General features: G+C 75.6%; 19 protein-coding genes. 9 read left to right on the top strand and 10 right to left on the bottom strand.

Annotated features, from left to right (window positions below):
* Positions 1 to 250 precede the first annotated feature (250 nt).
* A complete protein-coding gene (locus tag ACPC54_RS25165; RefSeq protein ID WP_498967872.1) occupies positions 251 to 2,191 on the top strand; it encodes a DUF8189 domain-containing protein in 1,941 nt (646 codons plus the stop codon).
* A 274-nt stretch (positions 2,192 to 2,465) separates the two neighbouring features.
* Positions 2,466 to 3,431 carry a LacI family DNA-binding transcriptional regulator gene (locus ACPC54_RS25170; RefSeq protein WP_498967874.1) on the top strand — a complete coding sequence of 322 codons (966 nt, stop codon included), beginning with the start codon at positions 2,466 to 2,468 and terminating at the stop codon, positions 3,429 to 3,431.
* A gap of 131 nt (positions 3,432 to 3,562) precedes the next feature.
* On the opposite strand, the gene ACPC54_RS25175 is transcribed toward ACPC54_RS25170, so the two are convergent.
* Entirely contained in the window at positions 3,563 to 4,081 is a 519-nt protein-coding gene (locus tag ACPC54_RS25175) for a GNAT family N-acetyltransferase (RefSeq protein WP_498967876.1), read from the bottom strand.
* 50 nt (positions 4,082 to 4,131) lie between these two features.
* On the opposite strand from ACPC54_RS25175, the gene ACPC54_RS25180 reads away from it, so the two are divergent.
* Positions 4,132 to 4,740: a TetR/AcrR family transcriptional regulator gene (locus ACPC54_RS25180; RefSeq protein WP_498967877.1), complete on the top strand. Its 609-nt coding sequence runs from the start codon at positions 4,132 to 4,134 to the stop codon at positions 4,738 to 4,740.
* A 27-nt stretch (positions 4,741 to 4,767) separates the two neighbouring features.
* On the opposite strand, the gene ACPC54_RS25185 is transcribed toward ACPC54_RS25180, so the two are convergent.
* The 3 genes from ACPC54_RS25185 to ACPC54_RS25195 are packed head-to-tail and all read right to left on the bottom strand — an operon-like array spanning position 4,768 to position 7,318.
* A complete protein-coding gene (locus ACPC54_RS25185) occupies positions 4,768 to 5,931 on the bottom strand; it encodes an oxygenase MpaB family protein (protein ID WP_498967879.1) in 1,164 nt (387 codons plus the stop codon).
* 60 nt (positions 5,932 to 5,991) lie between these two features.
* Positions 5,992 to 7,044 (bottom strand): polyprenyl synthetase family protein, encoded by a 1,053-nt coding sequence (locus tag ACPC54_RS25190; RefSeq protein ID WP_498967880.1) that lies wholly within the window; start codon positions 7,042 to 7,044, stop codon positions 5,992 to 5,994.
* Positions 7,037 to 7,318: a polyprenyl synthetase gene (locus ACPC54_RS25195; protein WP_498967882.1), complete on the bottom strand. Its 282-nt coding sequence runs from the start codon at positions 7,316 to 7,318 to the stop codon at positions 7,037 to 7,039. Before ACPC54_RS25195 ends, ACPC54_RS25190 begins: the two co-directional genes overlap by 8 nt.
* 289 nt (positions 7,319 to 7,607) lie before the next feature.
* Here ACPC54_RS25195 and ACPC54_RS25200 point away from each other — a divergent pair, with 289 nt between their 5' ends.
* The 5 genes from ACPC54_RS25200 to ACPC54_RS25220 are packed head-to-tail and all read left to right on the top strand — an operon-like array spanning position 7,608 to position 17,896.
* On the top strand, positions 7,608 to 11,252 hold the full coding sequence (locus ACPC54_RS25200; RefSeq protein WP_498967884.1) for a WGR and DUF4132 domain-containing protein: 3,645 nt from the start codon (positions 7,608 to 7,610) through the stop codon (positions 11,250 to 11,252).
* Positions 11,249 to 12,361, top strand: a complete 1,113-nt coding sequence (locus ACPC54_RS25205) for an ATP-binding protein (RefSeq protein WP_498967886.1) — start codon at positions 11,249 to 11,251, stop codon at positions 12,359 to 12,361. The genes ACPC54_RS25200 and ACPC54_RS25205 overlap by 4 nt, the downstream gene beginning before the upstream one ends.
* Positions 12,361 to 14,757 (top strand): DUF5682 family protein, encoded by a 2,397-nt coding sequence (locus ACPC54_RS25210; RefSeq protein WP_498967887.1) that lies wholly within the window; start codon positions 12,361 to 12,363, stop codon positions 14,755 to 14,757. Before ACPC54_RS25205 ends, ACPC54_RS25210 begins: the two co-directional genes overlap by 1 nt.
* Entirely contained in the window at positions 14,754 to 15,896 is a 1,143-nt protein-coding gene (locus ACPC54_RS25215; protein WP_498967888.1) for a VWA domain-containing protein, read from the top strand. Before ACPC54_RS25210 ends, ACPC54_RS25215 begins: the two co-directional genes overlap by 4 nt.
* Entirely contained in the window at positions 15,893 to 17,896 is a 2,004-nt protein-coding gene (locus ACPC54_RS25220; RefSeq protein ID WP_498967890.1) for a YehQ family protein, read from the top strand. The genes ACPC54_RS25215 and ACPC54_RS25220 overlap by 4 nt, the downstream gene beginning before the upstream one ends.
* A gap of 69 nt (positions 17,897 to 17,965) precedes the next feature.
* Here the strand turns inward: ACPC54_RS25220 and ACPC54_RS25225 are convergent, their stop codons facing one another.
* The gene (locus ACPC54_RS25225; protein WP_498967891.1) at positions 17,966 to 18,208 is read right to left on the bottom strand and encodes a hypothetical protein; all 243 of its coding nucleotides are present in this window, start codon (positions 18,206 to 18,208) and stop codon (positions 17,966 to 17,968) included.
* Entirely contained in the window at positions 18,208 to 19,404 is a 1,197-nt protein-coding gene (locus ACPC54_RS25230) for an MFS transporter (protein WP_498967892.1), read from the bottom strand. The genes ACPC54_RS25225 and ACPC54_RS25230 overlap by 1 nt, the downstream gene beginning before the upstream one ends.
* A gap of 53 nt (positions 19,405 to 19,457) precedes the next feature.
* Here ACPC54_RS25230 and ACPC54_RS25235 point away from each other — a divergent pair, with 53 nt between their 5' ends.
* Positions 19,458 to 20,201, top strand: coding sequence for an AraC family transcriptional regulator (locus ACPC54_RS25235; protein ID WP_498967894.1), 744 nt, complete (start codon positions 19,458 to 19,460; stop codon positions 20,199 to 20,201).
* 22 nt (positions 20,202 to 20,223) lie between these two features.
* Here the strand turns inward: ACPC54_RS25235 and ACPC54_RS25240 are convergent, their stop codons facing one another.
* From ACPC54_RS25240 to ACPC54_RS25255, 4 genes are all read right to left on the bottom strand, one after another.
* Positions 20,224 to 21,012, bottom strand: coding sequence for an IclR family transcriptional regulator (locus tag ACPC54_RS25240; RefSeq protein WP_498967896.1), 789 nt, complete (start codon positions 21,010 to 21,012; stop codon positions 20,224 to 20,226).
* Between the two features lie 232 nt (positions 21,013 to 21,244).
* Positions 21,245 to 21,808, bottom strand: coding sequence for an NADPH-dependent FMN reductase (gene ssuE / locus ACPC54_RS25245; RefSeq protein WP_498967898.1), 564 nt, complete (start codon positions 21,806 to 21,808; stop codon positions 21,245 to 21,247).
* 17 nt (positions 21,809 to 21,825) lie between these two features.
* Positions 21,826 to 23,268: an FAD-dependent oxidoreductase gene (locus ACPC54_RS25250; RefSeq protein ID WP_498967899.1), complete on the bottom strand. Its 1,443-nt coding sequence runs from the start codon at positions 23,266 to 23,268 to the stop codon at positions 21,826 to 21,828.
* Entirely contained in the window at positions 23,265 to 25,346 is a 2,082-nt protein-coding gene (locus ACPC54_RS25255) for a molybdopterin oxidoreductase family protein (protein ID WP_498967901.1), read from the bottom strand. The genes ACPC54_RS25250 and ACPC54_RS25255 overlap by 4 nt, the downstream gene beginning before the upstream one ends.
* Positions 25,347 to 25,374: the final 28 nt, after the last annotated feature.

Here is a 25,374-nt window from a genome sequence, read left to right on the forward strand (position 1 = left end):
CATGGGGAAGTTCCCGCAGAAACGCCCCCACCAGGCATGATCCGCCGGTGGTGCACGGTTCGACGGAGGAGCGGATTCGTCCGGAGCCGAACCGGATGAGCGGGAAGCGGACAGCGTGGCCTGATCGTACGTCAGCCGACTGTTGCGCCCGGCGAATTTGCGATATACCGTCTCGGGCATTTCCTGTTCGACAATCCGCCGATCACCTCCCGGCGTGATCACCTGCCGACTTTGAATGAGGGGCATTCACATGGCAATCGGACGACGGCAACTCCTCGCCTCCCTCGCAGTCACCGCGCTCGCCGCACCCGTCCTGGCCAAGGGGGCCGCGACCCGCGCCGCCGCGGCCACGGGCACGGGCACGGCTCTGACCGCCGGTTCCGGCCCGCTGTTCATGCAGGTCGTCGCCCACGAGGACGACGACATCCTGTTCATGAACCCGGACCTGTCCAACGCGATATCCAACGGCACGCCGTCCGTCACGGTGTTCGTCACCGCGGGGAACATCACCGGCGACCCGTGCAGCGGGGGCTGCGACGACCCCGCCGGCGATCCGCTGCGCACCTGGAACCGCCAGATGGGCGCCGTCAACGCCTACTCCCGGATGGCCGGGGTCGGTGACAACGACCCGTCGACCGACGAGATCGGGCACTGGATCGTCGAGGCCTGGACGGTCGCGGGCAAGCAGGTCGAGCGGTACATGCTCAGGGACCGGTCGGTTCACCTGATCTTCCTCAACCTGCACGACGCCGGGCTCGCCGGCGTGCTGAACGGCGGCACCGACACCACGGTCGTCCCGAAGGACAGCCCGCTGTCCGGGCCGTCGACCTACACGGCGGCGGACGTCGTCGAGGTGCTGCGGCAGATCATGGTGACGTACCAGCCGACCGTGCTCCGGGCTCAGGACGAACTCCCGGACACCCGCTACAAGGGCGACCACGCGGACCACATCTCCGCCGCGAAGTTCGCGGGCATGGCGGCGAGCCAGTACGGCGGCTCGCTGATCCAGGTGAACTACCGGGACTACAACATCAGCGACGCCCCGGAGAACCTGGACCCGGCGACGGTCGGCACCAAGGCCTTGTTCGTCTCCGAGTACGCCAGCCACGACCACTCGGGGAACTACGAGACCGCCTGGTTCTCCCGGATGTACTACCGCTGGTCGCGGGGCACCTGCTGGGCCGGGCTGAACCAGGACGGCCGGCCGCAGGTCTTCGTCGTCCGGGCCGGCTCCCTCTACACGTACTGGCGCCAGGGGGACGGCAGTTGGGGCGGCCCGGCGCCGATGGCCGACCCGGGCGGGCGGCTGGCTCCGGGCATCGCCGTCGGCACCAACGCGGACGGCCGGATGGAGGTCTTCGCCCGCCGCCTGACCGACCACCACATCGTCTCGGTGCCGCAGGTCGCCCCCAACAGCGTGTGGCGGAACAGCTGGGCCGACCTCGGCAGCCCCAACGCCGGGCTCAACAACGCGGACCAGGTCGGTGTGCCGGCGGTGGTCTCCTCCCAGGACGGCCGGCTGGAACTCTTCGTCAAGAACGGCGGCGGCGGCCTCAGCGCGATCCGGCAGACCACCCCGAACGGCGCCTGGACGACCACCTGGGAGGACCTGCGCGGCACCGACATCCAGGACCCGGTCACCGCGATCCGCAACGGTGCCGGGAGGATCGAGATCTTCGCCAGTACCCGCGCCGAGGTCCTCAACTGGTGGCAGACCGCCCCGAACGACGCCATCAACGGCCCGGTCACGATCCCGAACTCCCGCCCGGCGAGCCCGCCCAAGGCCGCGCTCGACCAGGACGGGCGGATCGAACTCGCCTACCGCGAGGCCAAAACCGGCGCGATGCTGGTCAGCTACCAGACCCAGCTCGGCGGTGCGTGGAGCCAGTCCCCGGCCAACCTCGGCGGCCACGCGGGCGCGGGCGAGCCGGCGATGGCCAACCTCAACGGGCAGGTCGTCCTGTTCGAGCGCAACGGCGGTGGCGGCGTGAGCACCACCGCCCAGACCGCCCCGAACGCCGGCTACGGCGGCTGGCAGGACCTCGGCGGCACCGTCCTCGACCACCCGGCCGCGATCGTCGACGGCAACGGCGTCCTCCACGTGTTCGCCATCGGCACGGACGGCCGCGTCTACTTCCGTGCGGGCACCTCGGCCACCGGCTTCGGCGGCTGGCAGGGCATGCCGCTCTGACGGCGGGGTCTCGCCGGCCGGTCGGGAGCAGTCCCGACCGGCCGGCGGGCGCCGGGTCGGCGGGCGCCGGGTCGACGCGCCCCGGGTCGGCGGGCCCCGGATGGCGGGCTGGGTGGGCGAACGGCCGGTGGCACCCGGTGGGAGCGCTCTCACGCCGTGTAGGATGGCCGCCCCCGAACGTGCGCGAGCACGTCTCCCGAACAGTCGACCTCGTGGACCACTTCCGTCGCCCCGTTCCGGACGATCGCCCGGTGAGCCACGCCGGAGTGTGATCATGCCCCGAACCGAACGGCCGGGCCCAGGAACCGCCCGGTCCGGCGCGCGACCGACGGTGGAGGACGTGGCCGCCCGCGCCGGGGTCAGCCGGGGGACGGTGTCCCGGGTCATCAACGGTTCGCCCAAGGTGAGCACCGAGGCGCGGGAGGCCGTCGAGCGCGCCGTCGCCGAGCTCGGCTACGTCCCCAACCAGGCGGCACGGTCCCTGGTGACCTCGCGGACCGACGTCATCGCCCTGGTCGTCCCGGAGAGCGCGGCGCGGCTCAGGTCGGAGCCGTACTTCTCGGACGTCATCACCGGGATCTCCGACGAACTCGCCGCGACCGACCTGCAGTTGCTGCTGGCCATGGTCCGCACCGAGGACGAGCGCGAGCGTCTGACCCGCTACCTCACCGCGCGGCGGGTCGACGGCGTGCTCCTGGTCTCGGTGCGTCACGACGACCCGTTGCCCGACCTGCTCGAATGGCTGGAGATGCCGACCGTGCTGGGCGGTCGCCGTTCCGAGCGGGAACCGCTGAGCTACGTCAACGCCGACAACGCGGGCGGGGCCCGGGCGGCCGTCCGGCACCTGGTCGCGCGCGGCAGCACCAGGGTGGCCACCATCACGGGGCCGCTCGACATGGAGGCCGCCAGTGTCCGGACGATCAGCGACATCGAGCGGGGCCGGGTGCGCCGACCGCATCGCCGGTCGGTCCAGCAGCTCGCGGCGGCGCTCGGCCTGGAGGCCTCACGCCTGGAGGGGTTCCTGCGGGCCGCGCGGGCCGTTCCGGGCAGCGGGACCGATCAGCCGGGCGCGAGCCGCGGTGAGACGCCGGCCGCGGGGGGCGCGGTGGCGGACGAGCAGCCGTCCGCGGTGGTCCTGATGGTCGTGCCGGTGACGGCGGTCGGTCAGAGCGGTCCGTGCTGCCGGCGCCGCCGGCGCTGTCCGCGGCCCCGCTCCACCAGGATCCGGCACCACAGCTGACCCAGCGGTCGGCCGCACCCTCGCGTCCGTCGCCGCCGGGACCGCCCGGCGGCGGCGACCACCGCCCGGCGGCCCGGGTCGCGCATGGCGTGACCCGGGCCGCCGGAGGCGGGGCGAGGGGTCGGCCGGGCTCAGAAGCGCAGGTCCATCCGCTGCTCGACGGTGTCGAGCCCGAACTTGTGGACCGGGCGGGAGACGGTGAGCTCGAAGCCGGCCTCGGCGTACAGGTGGTGGGCGGCGTCGAGGCCGGTGACCGTCCAGAGCAGCACGCCGTCGTACGCGCGGGCGCGGGCCTCGGCCAGGGCGGTCTCCAGCATCCGCCGGCCCAGACCGCGGCCCCGGGCGGCCGGGTCGAGCAGCACCCAGCGCAGCTGTCCCCAGCCCGGGCGCTCCTCGGCCCGCACCAGGCCGGTGGCGCCGACCACCCGACCGTCCAGCTCGGCGACCCACAGCCGGCCGGGCGCCGGGCCGCCCTCGGCGGCCCGGGCCAGCACCAACTCGGCCATGCCGGCCGCGACATAGGCCTCCATGGTGGCGTCCATGCCGTACTCGCGGGTGTAGAGGACGCCGTGCAGGGCGGCGACGGCGCCCAGGTCGCCGGGCCGGTCGGCCTCGCGGACGGTCGCGGTCCCGGGTGCGGTGGTGGCCATGACAGCATCCCTTCCACTGAAACACTCGTTTCAGTGGAAGGATAGACCACGTGCCCAACCCAGCCGACGCACCGTCCGACCCGTCGCCGCGCCGCCCGTCCGTGCGCCGCGACGACCTCCTCGCCGCGACCGTCCGCTACGTCGCCGACCACAACGTCTCCGACCTCTCGCTGCGCCCGCTCGCGGCCGGGATCGGCACCAGCCCGCGCGTGCTGCTCTACCTCTTCGGCTCGAAGGAGGAACTGGTCCGCGAGGTGCTCGCGGTCGGCCGGCGCGAACAACTGGCCCTGCTGGAGCGCTCCGAGGCCGAGGGCGGCAGCCCCCGGGAAGCCCTCGAACTGCTCTGGGAGTGGCTGACGGCCCCCGAACACCGGGGCGCGCTGCGCCTGTTCTTCGAGGGGTACGTCCGCGCCTTCGGCCGCTGCGAGCCCTGGCGGGACTTCGGCACCGCCTCGCTGGACGAATGGCTGCCGCCGCTCGCCCGCGTGCTCGACGGCACCCGCGCGAACGCCACCGTGGTGCTCGCCGTCCTGCGCGGGCTGCTGCTGGACCTGCTCGCCACCGAGAGCGAGGCCGGCACCCGGCGCGTGCACGCCGCCTGGCGGGACTTCCTGGACACCGTCGTGGGCCGGGAACCGCTCAAGTCCCGCACCGGGTGACCGGGCTCCACGACCCCGGGAGCGCCGTCAGGTCGCGACGGTGGGTGCGGGAGGGGTCCAGCGGCGGGTGGGGGGAACGGTGCCGCTGACCCCGAAGTCCTTCCGCAACGCCTCCGGGATCGCGTAGTGCATGACGCGACCCCGGGTGAGGGAGGACAGTTCGAGGACCGTGGTGAGGTGGCCGAGGCGGTCCAGGGCCCAGGCACCGAGCGGCGAGTGGTCCTCGATCGTCTCCAGCACCCCGAGCAGGACGGGGACGGCCTTGACCACGCTGTCCCAGCCGGTGCGGGGGACCTGGAGCCAGTCGGCGCTGGTGTCGCCGACGAGGTAGCGGACGAGCGCGGAGACGATGGGGTCGAAGAAGGTGCCGGGGACGACCTCCTCGTAGAGGTCGATCAGTTGCCGGGTCAGCCGGGCGCCCTCCTCCGAGGGGCCCATGAAGCGGATCATGTAGAGGTCGAGGAACTGCCTGGCCTCGTCCAGGGTCCGGGGCACGGCGTCCTGGTCGACCCCGAGCATGGCGCCGACCACGCGCCACGCGTAGTAGTACGCCTCGGCGCCCTCGTTCGACATGTGGATCCCGAGCCGGTGCAGGCTGTCCAGGACGAGCAGGGAGAAGAACATCTGCCCGCCGATCATGTCCTCCTGGCAGATCGGCGTCCCCAGGGCCCCGACGTCCCAGCGGCCCTCGCGCGCGAGGTGGTGGCGGATGGAGGCGTGCAGGAGACGCACCTTCTGCACGGCGGGGACGAAGCGGCTGCCCGCCTCGAAGGCGTCGGGCTGCATCAGGTGGACGGTGAACTGGCCGGTCTCCGCCATCCGCTTGGACGGGTAGTCCAGCGCGTGCGTGGCGGACAGCAGCCGCGCGACGTGCGGCACGAGGTAGCAGGCGGGCATGGCGGCGAAGGACAGCGCGGTGCTGATGTGCACGTTGTTGTCGATGAAGAAGAGCCGGGCCTTCTCCATCTCGCCCCAGTCGACCCAGGACGGCGGCACGCCGGTGGTGTGGAGGTACTCGCGGGCGACCTCCGGCAGTCCGTCCGGCAGGGGTGTCCCGACGGTCGAGACGTAGCGCATCAGGGTGTTGAACTTCCCGACCTCCCCCCGCTCGAACAGGGTGGCCACCACCGCGTCGGCGAGTTCGTCGCCGTGGTGGCGCAGGGCGTTCATGGAGGCTTCGGTGTACGTCATGTCAGCAGTCCTTCCCGACCGGCCGCACGGCGCCGCGCACCGGCCGTCGCACGGCGCGGGTCAGTCGTGGCGGTAGGTGGCGGAGCGCGCGAGCGCGGTCAGGGCCCGGTGCGCGGGCCGGGGCAGGTCGAGCCCGCCGAGGTGGCCGACGGCGTCCCGCACCCGGGCGGCGATCATCTCCTCCACCTGTTCCGGGGCGTTCAGCGCGACCATCAGCTCGCGCACGTCCCGCAGGTGCCGTTCGTCGAGGTCCCCGCGCCCCAGCACGCCGGCCAGCCGCTCGCGCTGCGCCGGCACGGCGGCCCGCCAGGTCATGGCCAGCAGCGCGGTGGGTCGGTGGGTGCGGATGTCGTCCAGGCCGGCCTTGCCCGTGCGCTCCGGCTCGCCGAACAGACCGAGCAGGTCGTCGCGCAGCTGGAACGCCTCGCCCAGCGGCAGGCCGTAGGCGGACAGGGCGCCCCGCAGGTCCGGGGAGGCGCCGGCGAGCAGGGCACCGATGAGCAGGGGCTGCTCGACGGTGTACTTGGCGGTCTTGTAGCGGACGACCTTGAGGGACACGTCCGGGTCCGGCCTGGTCCCCGTGGCCAGGATCTCCAGGCATTCGCCGGCGATCAGGTCCCGCGCGAGGTCCGCCCACATCGGCCGGGCCCGGGCGAGGTAGGCGGCGGGAAGACCGCTGGCGGCGAAGAGCTGACCGGCCAGCGCCATCAGGTGGTCCCCGACCAGCATGGCCAGCGAGCGGGCGGCGCCGCGCGCCCGTGGCCGCCCGGCGAGGGCCGCGCGCAGGGCGACGTGGGCGGTGGGCAGGTTGTGGCGCAGCGGGCTGTCGTCGATGAGGTCGTCGTGCACGGTCGCCGCGGCGTGCACGAGCTCCATCGAGGCGGCCGCACGCAGCAGGCCGTCGTTGTCGGGCTGGCCGCCCGCCCGCCAACCCCAGTAGCAGAACGCCGCCCTGAGGCGTTTGCCGTGCCGCGCGGCCGCCCGCAGCTGCTCGGCGACCGGCTCCAGGACCTCGTCGATCGCGCGGATCCGTTCGGCCTCGGCGGCCAGGAAGCCGTCCAGCAGGTCGTCGACGCGGTCCTTGAACCCGGCCGGGTCCCAGTGGTCAGACATCGCCGCCCGGCGCTTCCCGCCCGGCCGCCACATGCCGGGCCAGCACCTCCAGGTGGGGCGGAGGGGCGGAGGCGACGCGGTCCAGCGCGATGCGGCCGCGGGCCATCAGGTCCTGCTGCGCGTCCCGGGCGAGTTCGGGCCCGTCGGACCGCCGCAGCAACTGCTGCACGGCCCCGAGGGTCGAGCCGAGGGCACTCACCGCCAGGTCCGCCAGACCCGCGGCGAGCAGCAGCGCCTGCTGCTCCAGCCCCGGATTCTCCGGAGTCGATGTCATACCGGTCCCCTGCCAGGTCGGTGGATCGCGGCACCCGCCGGCCTGCGGTGCCGCCGGTTCAACGTAGCCGCGCCATCGCGTCCTTCGTGCCCGGAATACACCTTCGGGTGAACGGCGGAACGGGCTTTCGCCCCATCGCGCCCCGATCACGTGGAAGCGGTGCTGCTGACGTGCCGGGGATCCGCCCGAGGGGGGCCGGCGGTCCGCCGGGTGGGCGGCCGGTGGGGCTGTCGGTGGGGCTCGCTACTGTTCCTCACCTGGTCATTCGTTCGAGGAGAGGGGCGGAGCTGTGCGGCGCTGGGAGTTCGTCGAGGGCGGCTCGGACAAGTTCTGGGAGGCCGCGGTCGACGGTGCCGCGGTGACCGTGCGGTACGGCCGGTCCGGGACCGCCGGGCGGGAGCAGCGCAAGGAGTTCCCGACCGCGGAGGCGGCGCGGGCGCACTTCGCCAGGACCGTCGCCGAGAAGGAGCGCAAGGGCTACCGCGAGACCGGCGCCGGCGCGGCGCCCGTCACGGCGCCCGTCACGCCGGCCCTCGCGCCGGCCGTCGCCCCCGAGCCCGTGGACGCCCCGGTCGACGAGGACGCCTTCGTCCTGCCGGAGGCCTGGCGGCGGGTGCTGATCCCCCGCCGGGGCGGCGTCCCCCGGCCGCCGAGCGCGCCGGCGAAGGACGCGGTGACCGCGTACCACGACGCGCTGGGGCGGATGGACGCCTGGCTGGAGCAGGCGCTCGCCTCGAACCGCAGCAACGCGGACCTGGTGGCGGCCGCCCGCGCTCACCAGGCCGGCAGTCGGAGCCCGGTCGGTGCGGCGGTGCTGGCCGCGGCGTTCGCGGTCTCCGGCGACAACAGGATCCGGACGGCCGTGGACGCCTGGGTGGCGGAGTTCGGCCTGCCGTTCGCGGCCAGCGCCACCGTCGAGCTGCTCACGGTGGCCGTCGAGACCGATTGGAACAACTCACGCCCCGCCAACCCGCGCGTGCGGCGCGCGGTCGCCCGGGCGACCGCGGTGCACCGCCCCGCCGCGGATCGCGTGCGCTCGCTGCTGGCGGCGTGCGACGAGGAGACCCACCGCGCGGCCGTCGAGGCGCTGGCCGGGTGCCGGAGCGACCTGTCCCGCCGGGTGGTGGCGGCGTACCTGGTGCCGTCCGAGTCCGACTGGGCCGAGCGGTGCGTGACGCCGACCGCGCAGCTGGGCCCGGCCGAGTGGTCGATGCTGCTGTGCTCGCTCTCCTCGGCCGAGCCGCTGGAGAAGCGGCCCCGGCTGCCGGACCTGGGCTGGGACGGCTGGTCCGCCGCGGTCATCGCGACCGTGGCGGAGGGGCTCCGGGGCGCCTGCGCTCCGCTGCTGCTGCACGCCCTGGCGGGCAACCACCTCTACAGCGACAAGCGGAAGCAACTGCTGGACGCGGTGGCCGAGCTTCCCTCCGACGAGGGCTTCCGGGGGCTGCTGGCGTATCAGGAGAACGACAAGGCCGCCCGTGGAGCCCTGGTGGCGGCCATGCGCCGCTACCCCCGGCGGGCGCTGCGCCTCCTCGCGGAGGCCGCGGCGGCGCCGGCCGATCCGGCCGCGCGGCGGCTCGCCCACCAGCTGCTCACCCCCCACGTCGCCGCCCACCGCGCGGCCGCGCTGGAGCTGCTGCCGGAGCTGACCCCGGAGCAGGCGGCCGTGGTCGAGCCGCTCACCGACCCGGGCGACCGGGTACCGGACGTCCCGGCCGAGTCGCTGCCGGAGCTGCTCGCCAGCCCGCCGTGGACCCGGCCGCGGTCCACCGCCAAGCCCCGGGTGCTGACCGGCCTCACCCTGCCGGAAGAGCCGGAAGAGCCGCAGGAGCCGCGGCTGCGCTGGCTGCCGGGTGAGCGGGAGGCGTGGGCGGCCTCCGAGTCCTGGTACGCGCGCTGGTCGGACGGCGACTGGCCGCGGACCGCCGGCACGCTGCGGGCCGCGATCGGGCAGTCCGGCACCGCGCGGTTCCGTTCCAACCGGCACGAGGAGCTGGCGCTGTTCGCGTACGGCGACGAGGAGTTGGGCCGACCGCTGATCGCGCAGTGGCGCGGCGACGAGTACCTCTGGGACGCCACGGGCGCGCTGCGCCGGGTCGCCGCCCGCTTCGGGCCGGACGCGCTGGAGCCGATGCGGGCCGCCGCACTGCAGAACCCGGCCGCACACGCGTCCCTCCTGCTGCCGTACCTGGACGCCCGGGTCGCCGAGACCATGGCGGACTGGCTGGTGCGCCTCAAGTCGGCCGGGGACACCGCCCGTTCGTGGTTCACCCGGCACGGGCTGGACGCGGCCCGGCTGCTGGTGCCCGCCGCGGTCGGCAAGGCCGGTGCGGCCCGGCGCGGCGCCGAGCAGGCCCTGCGGCTGATCGGTGCGGCCGAGGGCGCTGCGGCCGTGTGCGCGGTGGCCGGCGGGTACGGGCCGGAGGCGGAGGAGGCCGTGGGCGCGCTGCTGTCGGCCGACCCGCTGGTGAACGTGCTGCCGGCGAAGCTGCCCCGGCTCGGCGACTGGGCCGACCCGATGATGCTGCCGCAGCTGCTGGTGCGCGGCGGCGCGGGCGCGCTGCCCGCCGAGGCGGTGCGGCACGTGCTCACCATGCTCTCGCTGTCCAAGCCCGGGGCGTTCTACCCGGGCCTCGACGAGGTGGCGCAGGTGTGCGAGCCCCGGTCGCTGTCGGACTTCGGCTGGGCGGTGTTCGAGCAGTGGCGGCTGGCCGGCATGCCCGCCCAGGACGGGTGGGCGCTGCACGCGCTCGGCCGGCTGGGCGACGACGAGACGGTCCGCCGGCTGACGCCGGTACTCCGGGCGTGGCCGGGCGAGGGCGCCCACCACCGCGCGGTGGACGGCCTGGAGGTGCTGGCCGGGATCGGCAGCGACGTCGCCCTGCTGCACCTGCACGGCATCGCGCAGCGGGTGAAGTTCAAGGCGCTCAAGGCGCGGGCGCAGGAGAAGATCGCCGAGGTGGCGGCCGGCCTCGGCCTGTCCGGGGAGCAGCTGTCCGACCGCCTGGTGCCGGACTTCGGGCTGGACGCCGACGGGACGACCGTCGTCGACTACGGCGCCCGGACCTTCACGGTCGGCTTCGACGAGCAGCTCAAGCCGTACGTGCTGGACGGCGACGGCGCCCGCCGCAAGGACCTGCCGGCCCCGGGGGCGCGGGACGACGCCGAGCTGGCGCCGGCCGAGCGCAAGCGCTTCGCCGCGCTGAAGAAGGACGTCCGCACCGTGGCGGGGGACCAGATCCGCCGCCTGGAGGACGCGATGGTCACCCAGCGCTCGTGGACGGCGGAGGAGTTCGAGCAGCTCTTCGTCGGGCATCCGCTGCTGTGGCACCTGGTGCGCCGGCTGGTGTGGCTGGCCGAGGCGGACGGCGCCACGACGGCGTTCCGGGTCGCCGAGGACCGCACCCTGGCGGACGTCGCGGACGAGGTGTACGTGCTGCCCGCGGGGGCCACCGTCCGGCTGGCCCACCCGCTGCTGCTCGGTGAGCACCTCGCCGCCTGGTCGGAGCTGTTCGCCGACTACGAGATCCTGCAGCCGTTCCGTCAGCTCGGCCGCCCGGTGTACGCGCTGACCGACGAGGAGCGGGCGGGCCACCGGCTGACCCGCTTCGAGAACGGTCCGGCGCTGCCCACCGGCCGGCTGGTCGGCATGGAGCGGCACGGCTGGCGGCGCGGCGAGCCGCAGGACGCGGGCGTGGAGCGCTGGCTGTCCCGCCGGGTCGGGCCCGAGCGCTACGTGGTGCTCGCCCCGGAGCACGGCATCGCGGTCGGCGTGCACGACGTCTATCCCGAGCAGCGGGTGGAGACGGTGTGGATCGACACCCACCCGGGCGACTACTGGACCCGCAACCGGACCTTCCCGACCTTCGCCGAGCTCGACCCGGTGATGGCCTCCGAGGTGATCGCCGACCTGACCGAACTGACCACGCCATGAGCACGATCCGCCCCCGGAAGGCCACCATGACCACCACCGCCGAGGAGCAGCTCCAGCGGCCGCCCGCCGAGGTCCGGTACGCCGAGGAGCTGGCGGCGCTGCGCGCCGACGACCGCGACCACCGCCCACCGGGCTGGGAGTTGAGCCTGCGCGCGGCCCGCCGGTTCATCGTCGGCGACGCGGAAGCCGGCATCGCCCGCAAGTTCGTCGGCGATCCGGCGCTGGTCGAGCGCGCCCTGGTGAGCCTGGCCACCAACCGCGGCCTGTTGCTGGTCGGTGAGCCCGGCACCGCCAAGTCGCTGCTGTCGGAGCTGATCGCGGCGGCGGTCAGCGGCACCTCCCGGCTGACCGTGCAGGGCGGCGCGGCGACCACCGAGGACCAGATCAAGTACTCCTGGAACTACGCCCTGTTGGTCTCCGAGGGCCCCTCCACCCGCTCGCTGGTGCCCGCGCCGATGCTGCGCGGCATGGCCGAGGGCCGGCTGGTCAGGTTCGAGGAGATCACCCGCTGCCCGCTGGAGGTGCAGGACTCGCTGCTGTCCCTGCTCTCCGAGCGGGTCGTCGCCATCCCCGAGCTGGACGGGCCGGAGGGCATGGTCTTCGCCAAGCAGGGCTTCAACGTGATCGCCACCGCCAACACCCGCGACCGCGGGGTGAACGAGATGAGCGCGGCGCTCAAGCGCCGGTTCAACTTCGAGACGGTCTTCCCGATCCCCGACCTGGACACCGAACTCGCCCTGGTCGAGGCCGAGTCCGGGCACCTGTTGCGCCGCTCGGGGGTGACCGCGGCGCCCGACCGGGACCTGCTGGAGGTGCTGGTCACCGCGTTCCGCGAGCTGCGGGCCGGCGAGGGCGGCGACCGGGCGTCCGCGGTGCTGAGCACCGCCGAAGCGGTCTCGGTCGCCCACGCGGTGGGGCTGCGCGGCTGGTACCTGCGCGGCGAGGCCGGCAACGCGGCCGACCTGGTCGCCAGCCTGGCCGGCACCGCCGCCAAGGACAGCCCGGAGGACCTGGCCCGGCTGCGCCGCTACCTGGAGCAGCGCGTGCCGCGGCGGCGCGGCGCGCACTGGCAGGCCGTGCACGACGCCCGCCACCTGCTGGCCGGCTGATGCCCGCGGTCTTCCTCGGGGTCCGCCACCACTCCCCCGCCTGCGCCCGTCTGGTGGCGGACACCGTCCGCCGGCTGCGGCCCGCCTACGTGCTCGTCGAGGGCCCGGCCGACCTCAACGGCCGGCTGGACGAACTGGCCCTCGGTCACGAGCTGCCGATCGCCGTGTTCAGCCACTACCGCGATGCCGAGCGCACCGCGACCACCTGGGCGCCGCTGTGCGACTACTCGCCGGAGTGGGTGGCGCTGCGGGAGGGGCGGGCGGTCGGCGCGGAGGTGCTCTTCGTCGACCTGCCGTCCTGGCACCCGGCGTTCGAGCTGCGGGCCAACCGGTACGCCGACGCGGAGGCCCGGTACGCGGAGGCCACCGCCCGGCTGTGCGAGCGGTTCGGCACCGGCTCGGTGGACGCCCTGTGGGACGGGCTGTTCGAGGTGGCCCCGGCGGACGGGCTCGCCGAGCGCCTGGACGCCTACTTCGACCTGGTCCGCGGCGAGTCCGCGGCGGACGAGGGCGACCGGGCCCGGGAGGCGTACATGGCGGACTGGGTCCGCGCCGTCCTCGCCGAAGCCGAAGCCGAAGCCGAAGCCGAGGCCCGGGCCCCAGCCACATCCGACGCCGACACCGACGCCGACACCGACGCCGGGCCGGGCGGCACGACCGTCCTGGTGGTCACCGGCGGCTTCCACACCCCCGCCCTGCGCGCCCTCGCCGCGCACCCCGCGCAGTCCCCCGGCCGGCCCGCGCTGCCCGCCCCGCCGCCCGGCGCCGTCTCCGGCAGCTACCTGGTGCCGTACTCGTTCCGGCAGCTCGACGCCTTCGCCGGCTACCAGTCCGGCATGCCCTCGCCCGCCTACTACCAGCGGCTGTGGGAGGACGGCCCCGGGGCCGCCGCCGAGCACCTGCGGCAGTCCGTGGTCACCCGGCTGCGCGGGCGCCGCCACCCCGTCTCCACCGCCGACCTGGTCGCCGCCGCCACGCTCACCGGCGGCCTGGCCGCGCTGCGCGGCCACCCCGTGCCGGCCCGCACCGACGTGCTCGACGGCCTGGCCGGCGCGCTGGTCAAGGACGACCTGACGCAGCCGCTGCCCTGGTCCGAGCGCGCCCCGCTGGCGCCCGGCAGCCACCCGGTGGTGGTCGAGATGGTCGCCGCCTGCAGCGGGACCCGGACCGGGCGACTGCACCCCCACACCCCGGCCCCGCCGCTGGTCCACGACGCCGCCGCCCGGCTCGCCGCCATCGGCGCCACCGGCGGCCGCACGCTCACCTGCGACCTCACCACCGAGGAGGGCCTGACGGCGAGCCGGACCCTGCACCGGCTGCGCCTCCTCGGCGTGCCCGGCCACCACCGCACCGCCGGACCGGCGCACGGCGCCGACCCGGTCACCACCGAACGCTGGGAGGCCGGACCGGACGCGGGCCGGGACGCGGCCCTGATCGAGGCGGGCGCGTACGGCGCCACCCTCGACGAGGCCGCCGCCACCGTCCTCGCCGGGCGCGCCCGCACCACCGGGCCGTCCGACGCCGGACTCGCCGCCCTGCTCTTCGACACCGTCCTGTGCGGCGCCACCGCCCTGACCGACCGTCTCCTCGGCACGCTCACCGCGACCCTCGCCCGCCACCCCGACCCGGGCGCCCTCGGCGCCGTCCTCGCCACCGCGCTCGGCCTCTGGCGGCACGACCGGGTGTACGGCACCGCCCGCAGCCCGTTGCTGGCCGCCGTCCTGGACGGCGCGGTCGCCCGCGTCCTGTGGCTGGTCGAGGGCGCCCACGGCCGCTCCGGCGCCGACCCGGCCCGCCTGGCGGCGCTCGCCGCCGTCCGCGACGCGCTGCGCCACGCCCCCGAGCTGCTCACCGTCACCGCCGGGGACGCCGCCGCCCTCGCCCGGCGCGTCGCCGGTGACCCGCACGCCCCCGCCGACCTCCGCGGCGCCGCCCACGGCCTGCACCTCACCCTCGCCCCCGGCTCCGCCCCCGCCGAAGCCACCGCCACCGACCCCGCTCCGGGCTCCGACCTGGCCGCCGCCGCCCGGAGCGCCGCGGGCGATCCCGGCGCACTCGGTGACTGGCTGGGCGGACTGTTCGCCCTCGCCCGCGAGGAGGTCACCGCCGACACCGGCGACAACTCCCTGCTCGCCGCCGTGGACGCCGTCCTCGCCGAGCTCACCGACGCCGAGTTCCTGATCGCCCTTCCGGCGCTGCGCCAGGCGTTCGCCTGGTTCCCGCCGCGCGAACGCGAACGGATCGCCCGGCGGCTGATCGAGCGCCGCGGCCTGCGCGGCTCGGCCCGCGGGCTGCTCCGCACCACCGCCGACCCCCTGCACCTGGCCGCCGCCCGCGCCCTGGAGGAGAACGTGACCGCCCTGCTCGACCGCCACGGCCTGCGGAGCGCCCGATGACCCCGCCCGGGACGGCCCCCGAAACCGTCCCCGACCCGGCCCTGGAGCGCTGGCGCCTGGTCCTCGGCGCCCCCGCCGAGCCGTGGACCGGCCACCCGGGCGCCGAGGCCGCCGCCCGCGACGCCGCCCTCGAATGGCTGTACGGCCGCGACGAGGACCTCGCCCGCCGCGGCATCCGCGGCGCCGGCCTGGGGCCCTCCCGGGTCACCGCCGTCGACTGGCTGGACGACGTCCACCGCCTCTTCCCCCGCGAGACGATCGAGCGGCTTGAACGCGACGCCGTCGAGCGGTACGGCATCGAGGAGATCGTCACCGATCCGACGGTGCTGGAGCGGGTCGAGCCGAGCGCGGCCCTGCTGCGCGCCGTGCTGCGCACCAAGCACCTGATGAACGCGCAGCTGCTCGGCCAGGCCCGCCGGATCGTCGCGGCGGTGGTCCGGCAGTTGATGGAGCGCCTCACCCCGGAGCTGCGCCAGGCGTTCACCGGTGCCCGCTCCGCCCGCCCGAGCCGGCGCCCGCTGGCCCGCGACTTCGACTTCCGCCGCACCGTCCGGGCCAACCTCGGCCGCTACCGCCCGGCCGAGCGGCGGATCCTGATCGAGCGCCCGCACTTCCACTCCCGCACCCGCCGGCAGCTGGAGCAGTGGCAGCTGATCCTGCTCGTCGACCAGTCCGGCTCGATGGTCGGTTCGGTGATCCACTCCGCGGTGACCGCGGCCTGCCTGTGGAGCCTGCCGGGGCTGAAGACCCATCTGGTCGCCTTCGACACCCAGGTGGTGGACCTCACCGCCGACGTGACGGACCCGGTGGAGCTGCTGATGCGGGTCCAGCTCGGCGGCGGCACCGACATCGCCCGCGCCGTCGACTACGCGGCCCGCCTGGTGGAGAACCCGCGGCGCACGATCCTCGCGGTGATCAGCGACTTCTACGAGGGCGGCGACGCGTACCGGCTGGTGCGCACCGTCCGCTCGCTGACCGGGCAGGGCGTGACCGTGCTGGGCCTGGCGGCGCTGGACGAGGAGGCGGCCCCGGCGTACGACCGGGAGCTCGCCGGGCGGCTCGCCGACGCCGGGGCGCAGGTGGGCGCCATGACTCCGGGGATGCTGGCCGAGTTCGTCGCCGAGAGGCTCGGCCGGTGACCGCCGCCCGCGCCGACCTGCTGGCCCTGGACACCGACACGCTGGCCGCGCTGGCCAACCGCGGCCTGGTCAAGCGCGCCGCCCGGGAACTCGCCGCCGGGGACGGGCCGGTGCCCGCGCTCGATCCGGACGGCACGCTGCGCGGCACCTGCCCGGACGGCAGCACCGTCGCGCTGCCGCCCGGCACCGGGCTGGACGGCGGCAGCTGCACCTGCGCAGCCCCGGGCGTGTGCCGCCACCGGATCGCGCTGGTCCTCGCCCACCAGCGCGCCGCCGCCGACACCGCCCCCGCCTCCCCCACCGACAGCGCCGGCCCTGCCGACACCCCGGCACCCGCCCCCGTCTGGTCCCCCGGCGCGCTGGACGACGAGGCGCTGACCGCCGCCGTCGGCCCGCGCGCCGTGGCCGCCGCCCGCCGGACGCTGGAGCGCGGCTACACCGCGCGGCTACACCACGGGCGCCCGGACGATCCGCAGCCGGTCGCCGAACTCGCCGCCTGCACCGTCCGCTTCCCCGTCCCCGGCGAGCTGGGCTTCGCGCTCACCGACGCCGCGCAGGACCGCCGCGGCGAGATGATCGCCCTCGCGGTCTGGGCCTTCCGGGCCGCCGAGGGCCGCCCGAGCGTCACCCTCGGCGCCGCTCCCGAGTCCGGTCCGGGCGCCCCGCCGGCCCTGGACGCCGCGCTGGGCCTCGCCCGCGAGCTGCTGCTCGACGGCGCCGTGCACGCCGGGCCGGTCCTCACCGCCGGTCTCCACCGGGTGCGCGGCGAACTCGCCGACCGTTCCCTGCACTGGCCGGCCGGCCTGCTCGCCGACCTGATCGGCCAGCTGGACGCGTACGCCGCCCGGGCCGCCGACCACCGGCCCGAGGAACTCGCCCTGCTCCTGGCCGAGTTGCACGCCCGCCACCGGGCGAGCGGCCACCCGGGCGGGTCCCGCTCCGACGTGCTCGGGGTCCGGGAGGCCGCCGAGACCCCGCTGCGCCGGGTCCGCCTCACCGCGCTGGGCTGCCGGATCCGCGGCACCGCGACGACCCGGTCCGCCGAGGTCTACCTCGCCCACCCCGCCGCCGGGACGGTCCTGGTGCTGCGGCGCGGCTGGGACGTCCCCGCCGAGGGCCGCCCGCCCACCGGCCACGCGCTGGCCGCCCGCCGGATCGCCGGCCACCGCCTCGACGCCCTCGCCGCCGGCAACGTGGTCAGCGAGAGCGCCGTCCGCAGCCCCGCCCGCGAACTCGGCCTCGGGCGGGGCCGGATCGCCGCCACCGGCGTCACCCCGGTCGGCGGTTCCTGGACCGACCTGCCCGCCCCGCTGCTCCTCACCGACGTGGACGCCCACCTGCGCACCCTCGACGGCCGACCGCCGCGGCTGATCCGGCCCCGGATCGCCGCCGAGTCCCTGCACGTGGTGCGGCTCTCCGCCGTCGAGGAGCTCGGGTACGACCCGGCGGAGCAGCGTCTGGAGGCCGCCGTCCGCGACGCCGCCGGCAACCCGGCCACCATCGCCGCCACCCACGACCCGGCCTGCCCCGGCGCCCTCGACGCGCTCGCCGCCGCACTCGGGGCGGGCACCGTCACCCATGTCAGCGCGACCGTCCGGCGCGTCGCGGGCCAGACCGTCCTGGAGCCCGTCGCACTCCTCGCGGGCGACACCGTGGTGGTCCCCGACCTCGCCCCCGGCGCCGGCTCGGCCGCCCTGACCCGGGCCGCACCGCCGGTGGCCGACCCGGTCGCCGCCGACCTCGCCGAGGCGCTCGCCGCGCTCGCCGACACCGCCCACCGGGGCCTGCGCCACCCGGACGCGGCCGCCCTCGCCCGTCTGGACCGCACCGCCGCCCGGCTGCACCGGGGCGGCCTGGCCACCACCGCCGGGCTCCTGCGCGCCCTCGCCGAGGCGATCCGCGCGGGCGACCCCAACGCCGCCGCCGGAACGTGGGCGGACGCGGCCGTCCGGGTCGCCGTCACCGTCGAGGCGCGCCGGGAGACCGCGGGCCACCCCTGAGCGACGCGCCCGCCCGGAGCGGGCCGCCGGTGACCGCCCGTTCGGCCTGGCTGACGAACAGGAGTGCCCTCACGAACCACATTCGGGCCTGATGAACCCGCACAGCTCGCCGTTGCGCAGCACCACCAGGGAGCCGCACGAGCACCGGCAGTACTCGGCCTCGCCCTCGGCGGTCGCGCGCGAGAACGCCAGGCGCCACGTGGGGTCGGTGAGGAGGGCGCGGCAGCCGAGGTGCCGCAGCGGGCACGCGTCCGGCAGGAGGCTCGTGTCCGGTGCCGGGGCGGGGTGTGCGGAAGTGTCCGGTAGGGCCATCACGTCTCCACCTTCTCTGGGGCCCGCACCGGTTCCGGCGCGGGGCGCTCGGGTGCGACCGGCTCCGGGAGGTTCCGGAACAGCAGCCAGGCCAGGGCGGGCAGCACGATCAGCGGGGTCAGCGCGGTCTGCAGGGAGGTCACGTCGGCGAGGCGCCCGATCACCGGGCTGGCCAGCCCGCCGATGCTGACGGTCAGCCCCAGGGTGATGCCGCTGGCCGTGCCGACCCGGGTCGGCAGGTAGTCCTGCGCCAGGGTGACCTGCAGCGAGAACGGCACGTAGAGGCCGGCCGAGGCCAGCGCCACGAACAGGTAGACGGCCGGGCCGGGCACGAAGACGACGCCCGCCACCGCGCCCACCGTGGCGAGGTAGGACCAGCGCACGACAGTGACCCGGTCCCAGCGCTCGGCCAGCCGGCCCCCGACGACCGTGCCCACGGCGCCGCCCAGGTAGAGCACGAAGAGCGCGACCGTCCCGGCCGTCGTGCTGCCGCCCATCCGCTCCTTCACGTGGAACGAGACGAAGGTGCTCAGCCCGATGAAGACGATCGAGCGGCACACCACCGCCAGGGCGAGCCGGACGAACGACGCCCGGTCCTCGACGCCCGCCCGCTCCGCGGCGGCGGCGGTGGCGCCGCTCGCCGCGCGCGCCTGCTCCAGGCCGCGCAGCACGGGCAGGCAGAGCACGCTGCCGGCGAGGGCCGGCACCACGAGCAGGGGCGAGAGGTGCAGCCCGCCGGTGCCGACCACGACGGCCACCAGCACCGGAGCGAGGGCGAAGCCTATGTTGCCGCCCAGGGAGAACCAGCCCATCGCCGCGTGGCTGCCCCGGCTCGCCAGCCGGGCGACCCGGGCCGACTCGGGGTGGTACGCCGCCACGCCGACCCCGGAGATCGCCACGAACAACAGAGTCAGCGCGTACGACCCGCTGAGGCCGCTCAGGGCGATGCCCAGACCGCCGACGACCGTGCTGGACGGGAGCAGCCAGGGCATCGCGTGCCGGTCGGTGAGGGCTCCGAACAGTGGCTGCGCCACCGAGGACAGCAGGGAGGCGGCCAGCACGATGCCCGATGCCGCGGCGTAGGTGTAGGAGCGCTCGGAGACGAAGAACGGGACGAGCGACGCCACGGCTCCCTGGTACACGTCGACGCAGGCATGGCCGACCGACAACAGCGTGATCACGTATTTCTTGGACACTCCGCCATCGTTGCGGCCGGCCGATTGTCACGCTTCCGATATTCTGCCAGCTGATGAAGGAAATCCGCCACGAGCCGGTCGCGCCGACCCGCACCCAGCGACTGCCCTCCGGCCGGGACATCGACGCCCACCGCCACGACGACCACCAGATCGTCTACGCCGCCCGCGGCGTGCTGGCCGTCACCACCGGCCACGGCACCTGGATCGCCCCGGCGACCCGCGCCATCTGGGTCCCGGCCGGGACGGTGCACGCCCATCACGCCCACGGCGCGCTCGACCTGCGCCTGGTGGGCCTGCCGACGACGGACAACCCGCTCGGCCTGGACGCGCCCACGGTCCTCACCGTCGGCCCGCTGCTGCGCGAGCTGATACTCGCCTACACCCGTACCCCGGACGACCAGAGCCCCGAGCGGCTGCGCCTGCGGGCCGTCCTGCTCGACCAGTTGGCGGCCTCGCCGCACCGGCCCGTGCACATCCCGGCACCCTCGGACCCCCGGCTCCGGAGGGTCTGCGACCTCCTGCGCGCCGACCCCACCGACCGGCGCACGCTGGCGGACCTGGGCAAGGAGGTCGGGGCGAGCGACCGGACGCTGTCCCGGCTCTTCAAGGCCGACGTCGGCATGACGTTCCCGCAGTGGCGCACCCAACTGCGGCTGTACCGCGCCCTGGTGCTGCTGGCCGAGGACATCCCGGTGACCGCCGTGGCGCACCAGTGCGGCTGGTCCTCCCCGAGTGCCTTCATCGACGTGTTCCGCCGGGCCTTCGGCCACACCCCCGGCGCGCACCAGCCGGGCTGACCCGCACCGCCCGGGCGGGCGATCAGGACTGCGAGGGCCGACCGGCGCTCAGACCCGCGTTGCGCGGGGCGCCGAGATCGCGGGAGAGGCTTCTGGCGACCTCGCGGGTCGCGATCGCGCTCTCCCGCCGCACGGACTCGTCGAAGAGCCGCTCTACCGCGCCCACCAGCGCGATGGCGCCGGCGACGTTGCCGGTCTCGTCGAACACCGGGGCCGCGATGGAGGCGTCCCCAAGGGTGGATTCCTGCTCGTCGACCGCGTACCCGATGTCGCGCACGCCCTGCAACTGGCCCTCCAGCACCGCCGGGTCGTCGATGCTGGCACCGGTCAGCCGGGACAGTTCGCCGGACAGCAGGCGGTCCCGCTCCTCGGCCGGCTGGAAGGCCGCGATGGCCTTGCCGAGGGCGCACGCGTTCCAGGGCAGGCCGGCCCCCGTCTCCAGCGTCTGGACGGTGACGCCCGGCCGGAGCGCGTGGTGGATCACCAGCACCTGACAGTCGACCAGGACGCCGACCCAGACCGCGAAGCCCGTGCGGGTCGCCAGGATGTCGGCCCAGGTCACCGCCCTGGTCCGCAGCTTGTGCGAGTCCAGGTAGGCGTTGCTCAGGCTGACCAGGCCGGGCCCCAGCTGGTACTTGCTGGTCTCCCGGTCCTGGCTGACCATCCCCTCGGCCTGCAAGGTCCGCAGCAGCGCGTGGGCGGTGGGCTTGGCCACGCCCAGGCGGTCGGCCAGTTCGCTGACGCCAAGTCGCTGGGTCCCCGTGGCGAGTTCCTTGAGTACCTGGATCGCCCGCTGCACCGCCTGGATCATGAGGCCCTCTCCTGTACGCCATTGCTGAACGCCTTGTGGAGTCCATGAATTGTGTTCGGGGAACGCTGGTTCGGCATCATACGGCCTCCCCGATACACCGGACAATTCGGCCGGTGCATCGGGTACGGCCGGGTCGTCACCCGCCACGGACGGCCGGCCGCCGCACCGGCAAACGCCGACGAGGCACCCGTGTTCGGGGTGCCTCGCCGGGTGCTCCGTTCCCACGCGCGCCCTACCGGGCGAGTCCGCTCACCGGCCGGCCGGCCGGCACGGCGGGCAGCGCCTCGCGGAACTGCTCCAGTACGGCGTCGAGCCCGGCCCTGCTCTCCGGCAGGATCCACGGCCTCCCGTCCCTGAGCTCCACGTGCTTGTCGATCAGGAAGTGGCCCTGCACCACGTGCCTGGCCCCCAGCGATTGCAGCACGGGGCGCAACGCGTAGTCCAGGACCAGCACATGGGCGAGGCTCCCGCCGGTGGCCAGCGGCAGCACCGCCTTCCCGGCGAACCCGAACTGCGGGAGCAGGTCGAGGAAGGCCTTGAGCAGGCCGGAGAAACTGGCCTTGTACGTCGGCGTGGCCAGGACGACGCCGTCCGCCCGGGCGACCTGCTCCGCGGCCCGGGAGATCGCCGGATGGGACACGTCCGCGCCGAGCAGCGGGCCGGCGGGCAGCGACCGGACTCTCAGGTGCTCGGTGCGAAAGCCCTCCTCGGTCAGCCAGTCCGCCGCGAGGGCGCCGATCCGCTCCGTCCTGGAGGCGGGTGACGGACTGCCGGAGATCACCAGAATGCTGGGCATGACCTTCTCCTGGGGTGTCATGGGGTGAGCGGTTGCGTCAGCGGCTCCGGGCGCGCCACCTCGTCCACCGTGCCGAGCCGGCGGCAGATGTCCTGCACGGCGTCGCGGCAGCCACCACAGCCCGTGGTGGCCCGCGTGGCCCGGGCCAGCGCGGACCGCTCGCGGGCCCCGTCGCGCCAGGCGGCGACGAGGTCGTTCCTGGTGACGTTGTTGCAGCGGCAGACGACGGCCTGACCGGGCATCACCCCGGGCTCGCCCGCGCCCTCGACGGGCCCGGCCCCGACCAGCAGGGCGATCCGGTCGGCCGGCACCGGGGCCCCGGCGTCGAACAGCTGGCTGACCGTGGCGGCGCTCCCGGGGAATCCCAACAGGACGGCGCCCACGACGCGTTCACCCCGTACGGACATCCGGGCGTACCGCCCGCGGGCCGGATCGGCCACCGTGACGACCTCGCTGCCGGGCACCTCGCGGTCGCCCTCGCCGATGGCGACCAGGTCGACGTCCCGCGCCTTGAGGCGGGTGAGGGTCGGCGTCCCGGAGTAGCCGCGGCCGCCCGCGCCGGCGAGCACCTCGGCGAGCGTCCCGGCCTGCTCCCAGGCGGGCGCCACCAGACCGCTGACGCGGCCGGCGACCTCCGCGCAGTCACCGAGGGCGCGGACCGCCGGATCGTCGGTGCACAGGTACTCGTCCACCACGATGCCGCGGCGGACCCGCAGTCCCGCGCGCCGGGCCAGCTCGACCTCGGGCACCGCGCCCGCGGACACGACCAGCAGGTCGGCCGGCAGCCGGGAGCCGTCGTCGAGCTCCAGGCGGTCGCCGGTCCAGGCCGTGGCGTTGCGGCCCGCGAAGACCCGGATGCCGAAGCGTTCGAGGACCGAGGAGAGCACCCGGCCGGCCTCCGGGCCGAGTTGGCCGTCCATCACGTGCGGTCCGCGGTGGACGACGTCGACCTTGCAGTCCCGTTCGGTCAGCGCCCGGGCCAGCTCCACGCCCAGCACGCCGCCGCCCAGCACGACCGCGCGCCCGCCCTCGCGCAGCAGTCGCTCCAGCCGGCGGCCGTCGGCCAGGGTGCGCACGGCGACCGCGCCCGGGGCGAGCGCGCCGTCCTCGCCGACCAGGCCGGACACCGGCGGCAGGAAGCTCCGGGCGCCGGTGGCCAGCACCAGGTGGTCGTAGGGGTGGAGCGCGCCGTCGCCGGTGCGCACGAGCCGCCGCCGCCGGTCGATGCCGACCGCCGCCACCCCGGTGCGGACCCGCACGCCCGGGCCGTCGAGCGGGGTGAGGTGGGTGCTCTCCGCGGCGAGCCGGCCCGCGACCACCTCGGTGAGCAGCACCCGGTTGTACGCGGGCTCGCGCTCCTCCCCGAGCACGGTGACCTCGCTCTCCGGAGCGCGGGTGGTGAGGAGTTGGGCCAGCCGGTAGCCCGCCGGGCCGTTGCCGACGATCACGACGCGGCTCACGACCGACCGCTGTCCGTCGCGGCCGACTGCCCGTCCAGCGGTTCGAGCCGCGCGGCGCACACCTTGAACTCCGGCATCCGCGACACCGGGTCGAGCGCCGGATTGGTGATCAGGTTGGCCCGGCCGGCGTCGGGGAAGTGGAACGGCAGGAACACGGTGTCGGCGCGCAGCGACGCCACCGTCCGCACCCGGGCGACGGTGGCTCCCCGGCGGCTGACCACCCGAGCGAGGTCGCCGTCCGCGACCCCGGCGCGCCCGGCGGTGTCCGGGTGGACCTCGACGAAGGCCTCGCCCGCGCCCGCCGTCAGCTCGGGCACCCGGCGGGTCTGGGCACCGCTCTGGTACTGCGCCAGCACGCGGCCGGTGGTGGCGTACAGCGGATAGTCGGCGTCGGGGAGTTCGGCCGCGTCCCGGTGGGCGACCGGGCGGAACCGGGCCCGGCCGTCGGCGTGCGCGAAGCGCTCCAGGAACAGCCGGGGCGTGGACTCGCCCGCGGCCCGGCTGGGCCAGTGCACCGGGGTGTCGAGCGCGTCGAAGTCGACGCCGGAGTAGTCCGCGGGGCCGCCGGCCGAGGCCCGCCGCAGCTCCGCGAAGACCGTCCGGGGGTCGTCGGGGAACCGCTCGGGGGCCTGGCCCAGGCGGACGGCCAGCTCCCGCAGGACCCACAGGTCGCTGCGGACCCCGGGGGGCGGGTCGAGGGCGCGACGGCGCCGCAGCACCCGGCCCTCCAGGTTGGTCATGGTGCCGTCCTCCTCCGCCCACTGCGTCACCGGGAGCACGACGTCGGCCAGCTCCACGGTCTCCGAGGGCACGAAGTCGGCCACCACCAGCAGGTCCAGGGCGGCCAGCCGGTCGGCGATCCGGCGGGCCGCCGGGGCCGACACCACCGGGTTGGAGCCGAACACCAGCAGCGCGCGGGGGCCGCCCGGGCGGCCGAGCGAGTCCAGGAGCTCGTAGCCGCTGGGCCCCTCCCCCGGCAGACCGTCCGGGTCCACCCCCCACACGCCGGCCACGTGTGCGCGGGCCGCCGGATCCGTGATCCGGCGGTAGCCGGGCAGCTGGTCGGCCTTCTGCCCGTGCTCCCGGCCGCCCTGCCCGTTGCCCTGCCCGGTCAGGCAGCCGTACCCGGAGCCCTCCCGGCCCGGCAGGCCGAGCGCGAGTGCCAGGTTGATGTACGCCGAGACGGTGTCGGTGCCCTTGGAGTGCTGTTCCGCGCCCCGGCCGGTGAGCAGGTAGCGGCGCCGGGCCGAGGCCAGCAGCCTGACGGCGGCGCGCTGGTCGGCGACCGGCACGCCGGTGACGCGTTCGACCCGCTCGGGCCACCACTCGGCCGCGCGGCGCCAGGCCTCGTCGAAGCCCGCCGTCCGCCCGGCCACGTACGCCCGGTCCAGGTGGCCGTCCGCCACGGCGACGTGCAGCAGGCCCAGCGCGAGCGCCAGGTCGGTGCCCGGAGCGGGGCGCAGGTGCAGCGCGGCGCGTTCCGCGGTGGCCGATCGGCGCGGGTCCACCACGATCAGGTCGGCGCGTTCCAGGTGCCGCATCAGCGGGGGCATCGTCTCGGCGACGTTCGCCCCGGCCAGCAGGACCACCTCGGCCGCCGCGAGGTCCGTCACCGGAAAGGGCAGTCCGCGGTCCACGCCGAAGGCGGCCGAGCCGGCCGCCGCGGCGGAGGACATGCAGAACCGGCCGTTGTAGTCGATCCGCGAGGTGCCCAGCGCGACCCGGGCGAACTTCCCGAGGGTGTAGGCCTTCTCGTTGGTCAGCCCGCCGCCGCCGAAGACCGCCACCGCGTCGGGCCCCGACTCCGCGACGATCCCGCGCAGTTCGCGGCCGACGTGGTCGAGCGCGGTGTCCCAGGAGGCGGGCTGCCGGGCCGCCCCCGGCCGGGGCCGGAGCAGCGGCACGGTCAGCCGGTCCTGTGCGGTCAGGACGCCCGGTGCCGTCCACCCCTTGACGCAGAGCCGGCCGGCGTTGACCGGGAACTCCTCGTCGGGGCGGACCGTCAGGCCGCCGGACGGGGAGGCCTCCAACCGGGTGCCGCACTGCAGGGCGCAGTACGGGCAGTGCGTTCTGACCATCACAGCTCCTCGTTCGGGGATCCGGATC

The sequence above is a fragment of the Kitasatospora sp. NPDC094028 genome (assembly GCF_049543595.1).
Lineage (GTDB): Bacteria > Actinomycetota > Actinomycetes > Streptomycetales > Streptomycetaceae > Kitasatospora.

Bases quoted from the DNA above. Each gene is read 5' to 3' on its own strand.
- ACPC54_RS25165 (WP_498967872.1), top strand. From the start codon at position 251: ATGGCAATCGGACGACGGCAACTCCTCGCCTCCCTCGCAGTCACCGCG.
- ACPC54_RS25170 (WP_498967874.1), top strand. From the start codon at position 2,466: ATGCCCCGAACCGAACGGCCGGGCCCAGGAACCGCCCGGTCCGGCGCG.
- ACPC54_RS25175 (WP_498967876.1), bottom strand. From the start codon at position 4,081: ATGGCCACCACCGCACCCGGGACCGCGACCGTCCGCGAGGCCGACCGG.
- ACPC54_RS25185 (WP_498967879.1), bottom strand. From the start codon at position 5,931: ATGACGTACACCGAAGCCTCCATGAACGCCCTGCGCCACCACGGCGAC.
- ACPC54_RS25190 (WP_498967880.1), bottom strand. From the start codon at position 7,044: ATGTCTGACCACTGGGACCCGGCCGGGTTCAAGGACCGCGTCGACGAC.
- ACPC54_RS25195 (WP_498967882.1), bottom strand. From the start codon at position 7,318: ATGACATCGACTCCGGAGAATCCGGGGCTGGAGCAGCAGGCGCTGCTG.
- ACPC54_RS25205 (WP_498967886.1), top strand. From the start codon at position 11,249: ATGAGCACGATCCGCCCCCGGAAGGCCACCATGACCACCACCGCCGAG.
- ACPC54_RS25210 (WP_498967887.1), top strand. From the start codon at position 12,361: ATGCCCGCGGTCTTCCTCGGGGTCCGCCACCACTCCCCCGCCTGCGCC.
- ACPC54_RS25215 (WP_498967888.1), top strand. From the start codon at position 14,754: ATGACCCCGCCCGGGACGGCCCCCGAAACCGTCCCCGACCCGGCCCTG.
- ACPC54_RS25225 (WP_498967891.1), bottom strand. From the start codon at position 18,208: ATGGCCCTACCGGACACTTCCGCACACCCCGCCCCGGCACCGGACACG.
- ACPC54_RS25235 (WP_498967894.1), top strand. From the start codon at position 19,458: ATGAAGGAAATCCGCCACGAGCCGGTCGCGCCGACCCGCACCCAGCGA.
- ACPC54_RS25240 (WP_498967896.1), bottom strand. From the start codon at position 21,012: ATGATCCAGGCGGTGCAGCGGGCGATCCAGGTACTCAAGGAACTCGCC.
- ssuE (WP_498967898.1), bottom strand. From the start codon at position 21,808: ATGCCCAGCATTCTGGTGATCTCCGGCAGTCCGTCACCCGCCTCCAGG.
- ACPC54_RS25255 (WP_498967901.1), bottom strand. From the start codon at position 25,346: ATGGTCAGAACGCACTGCCCGTACTGCGCCCTGCAGTGCGGCACCCGG.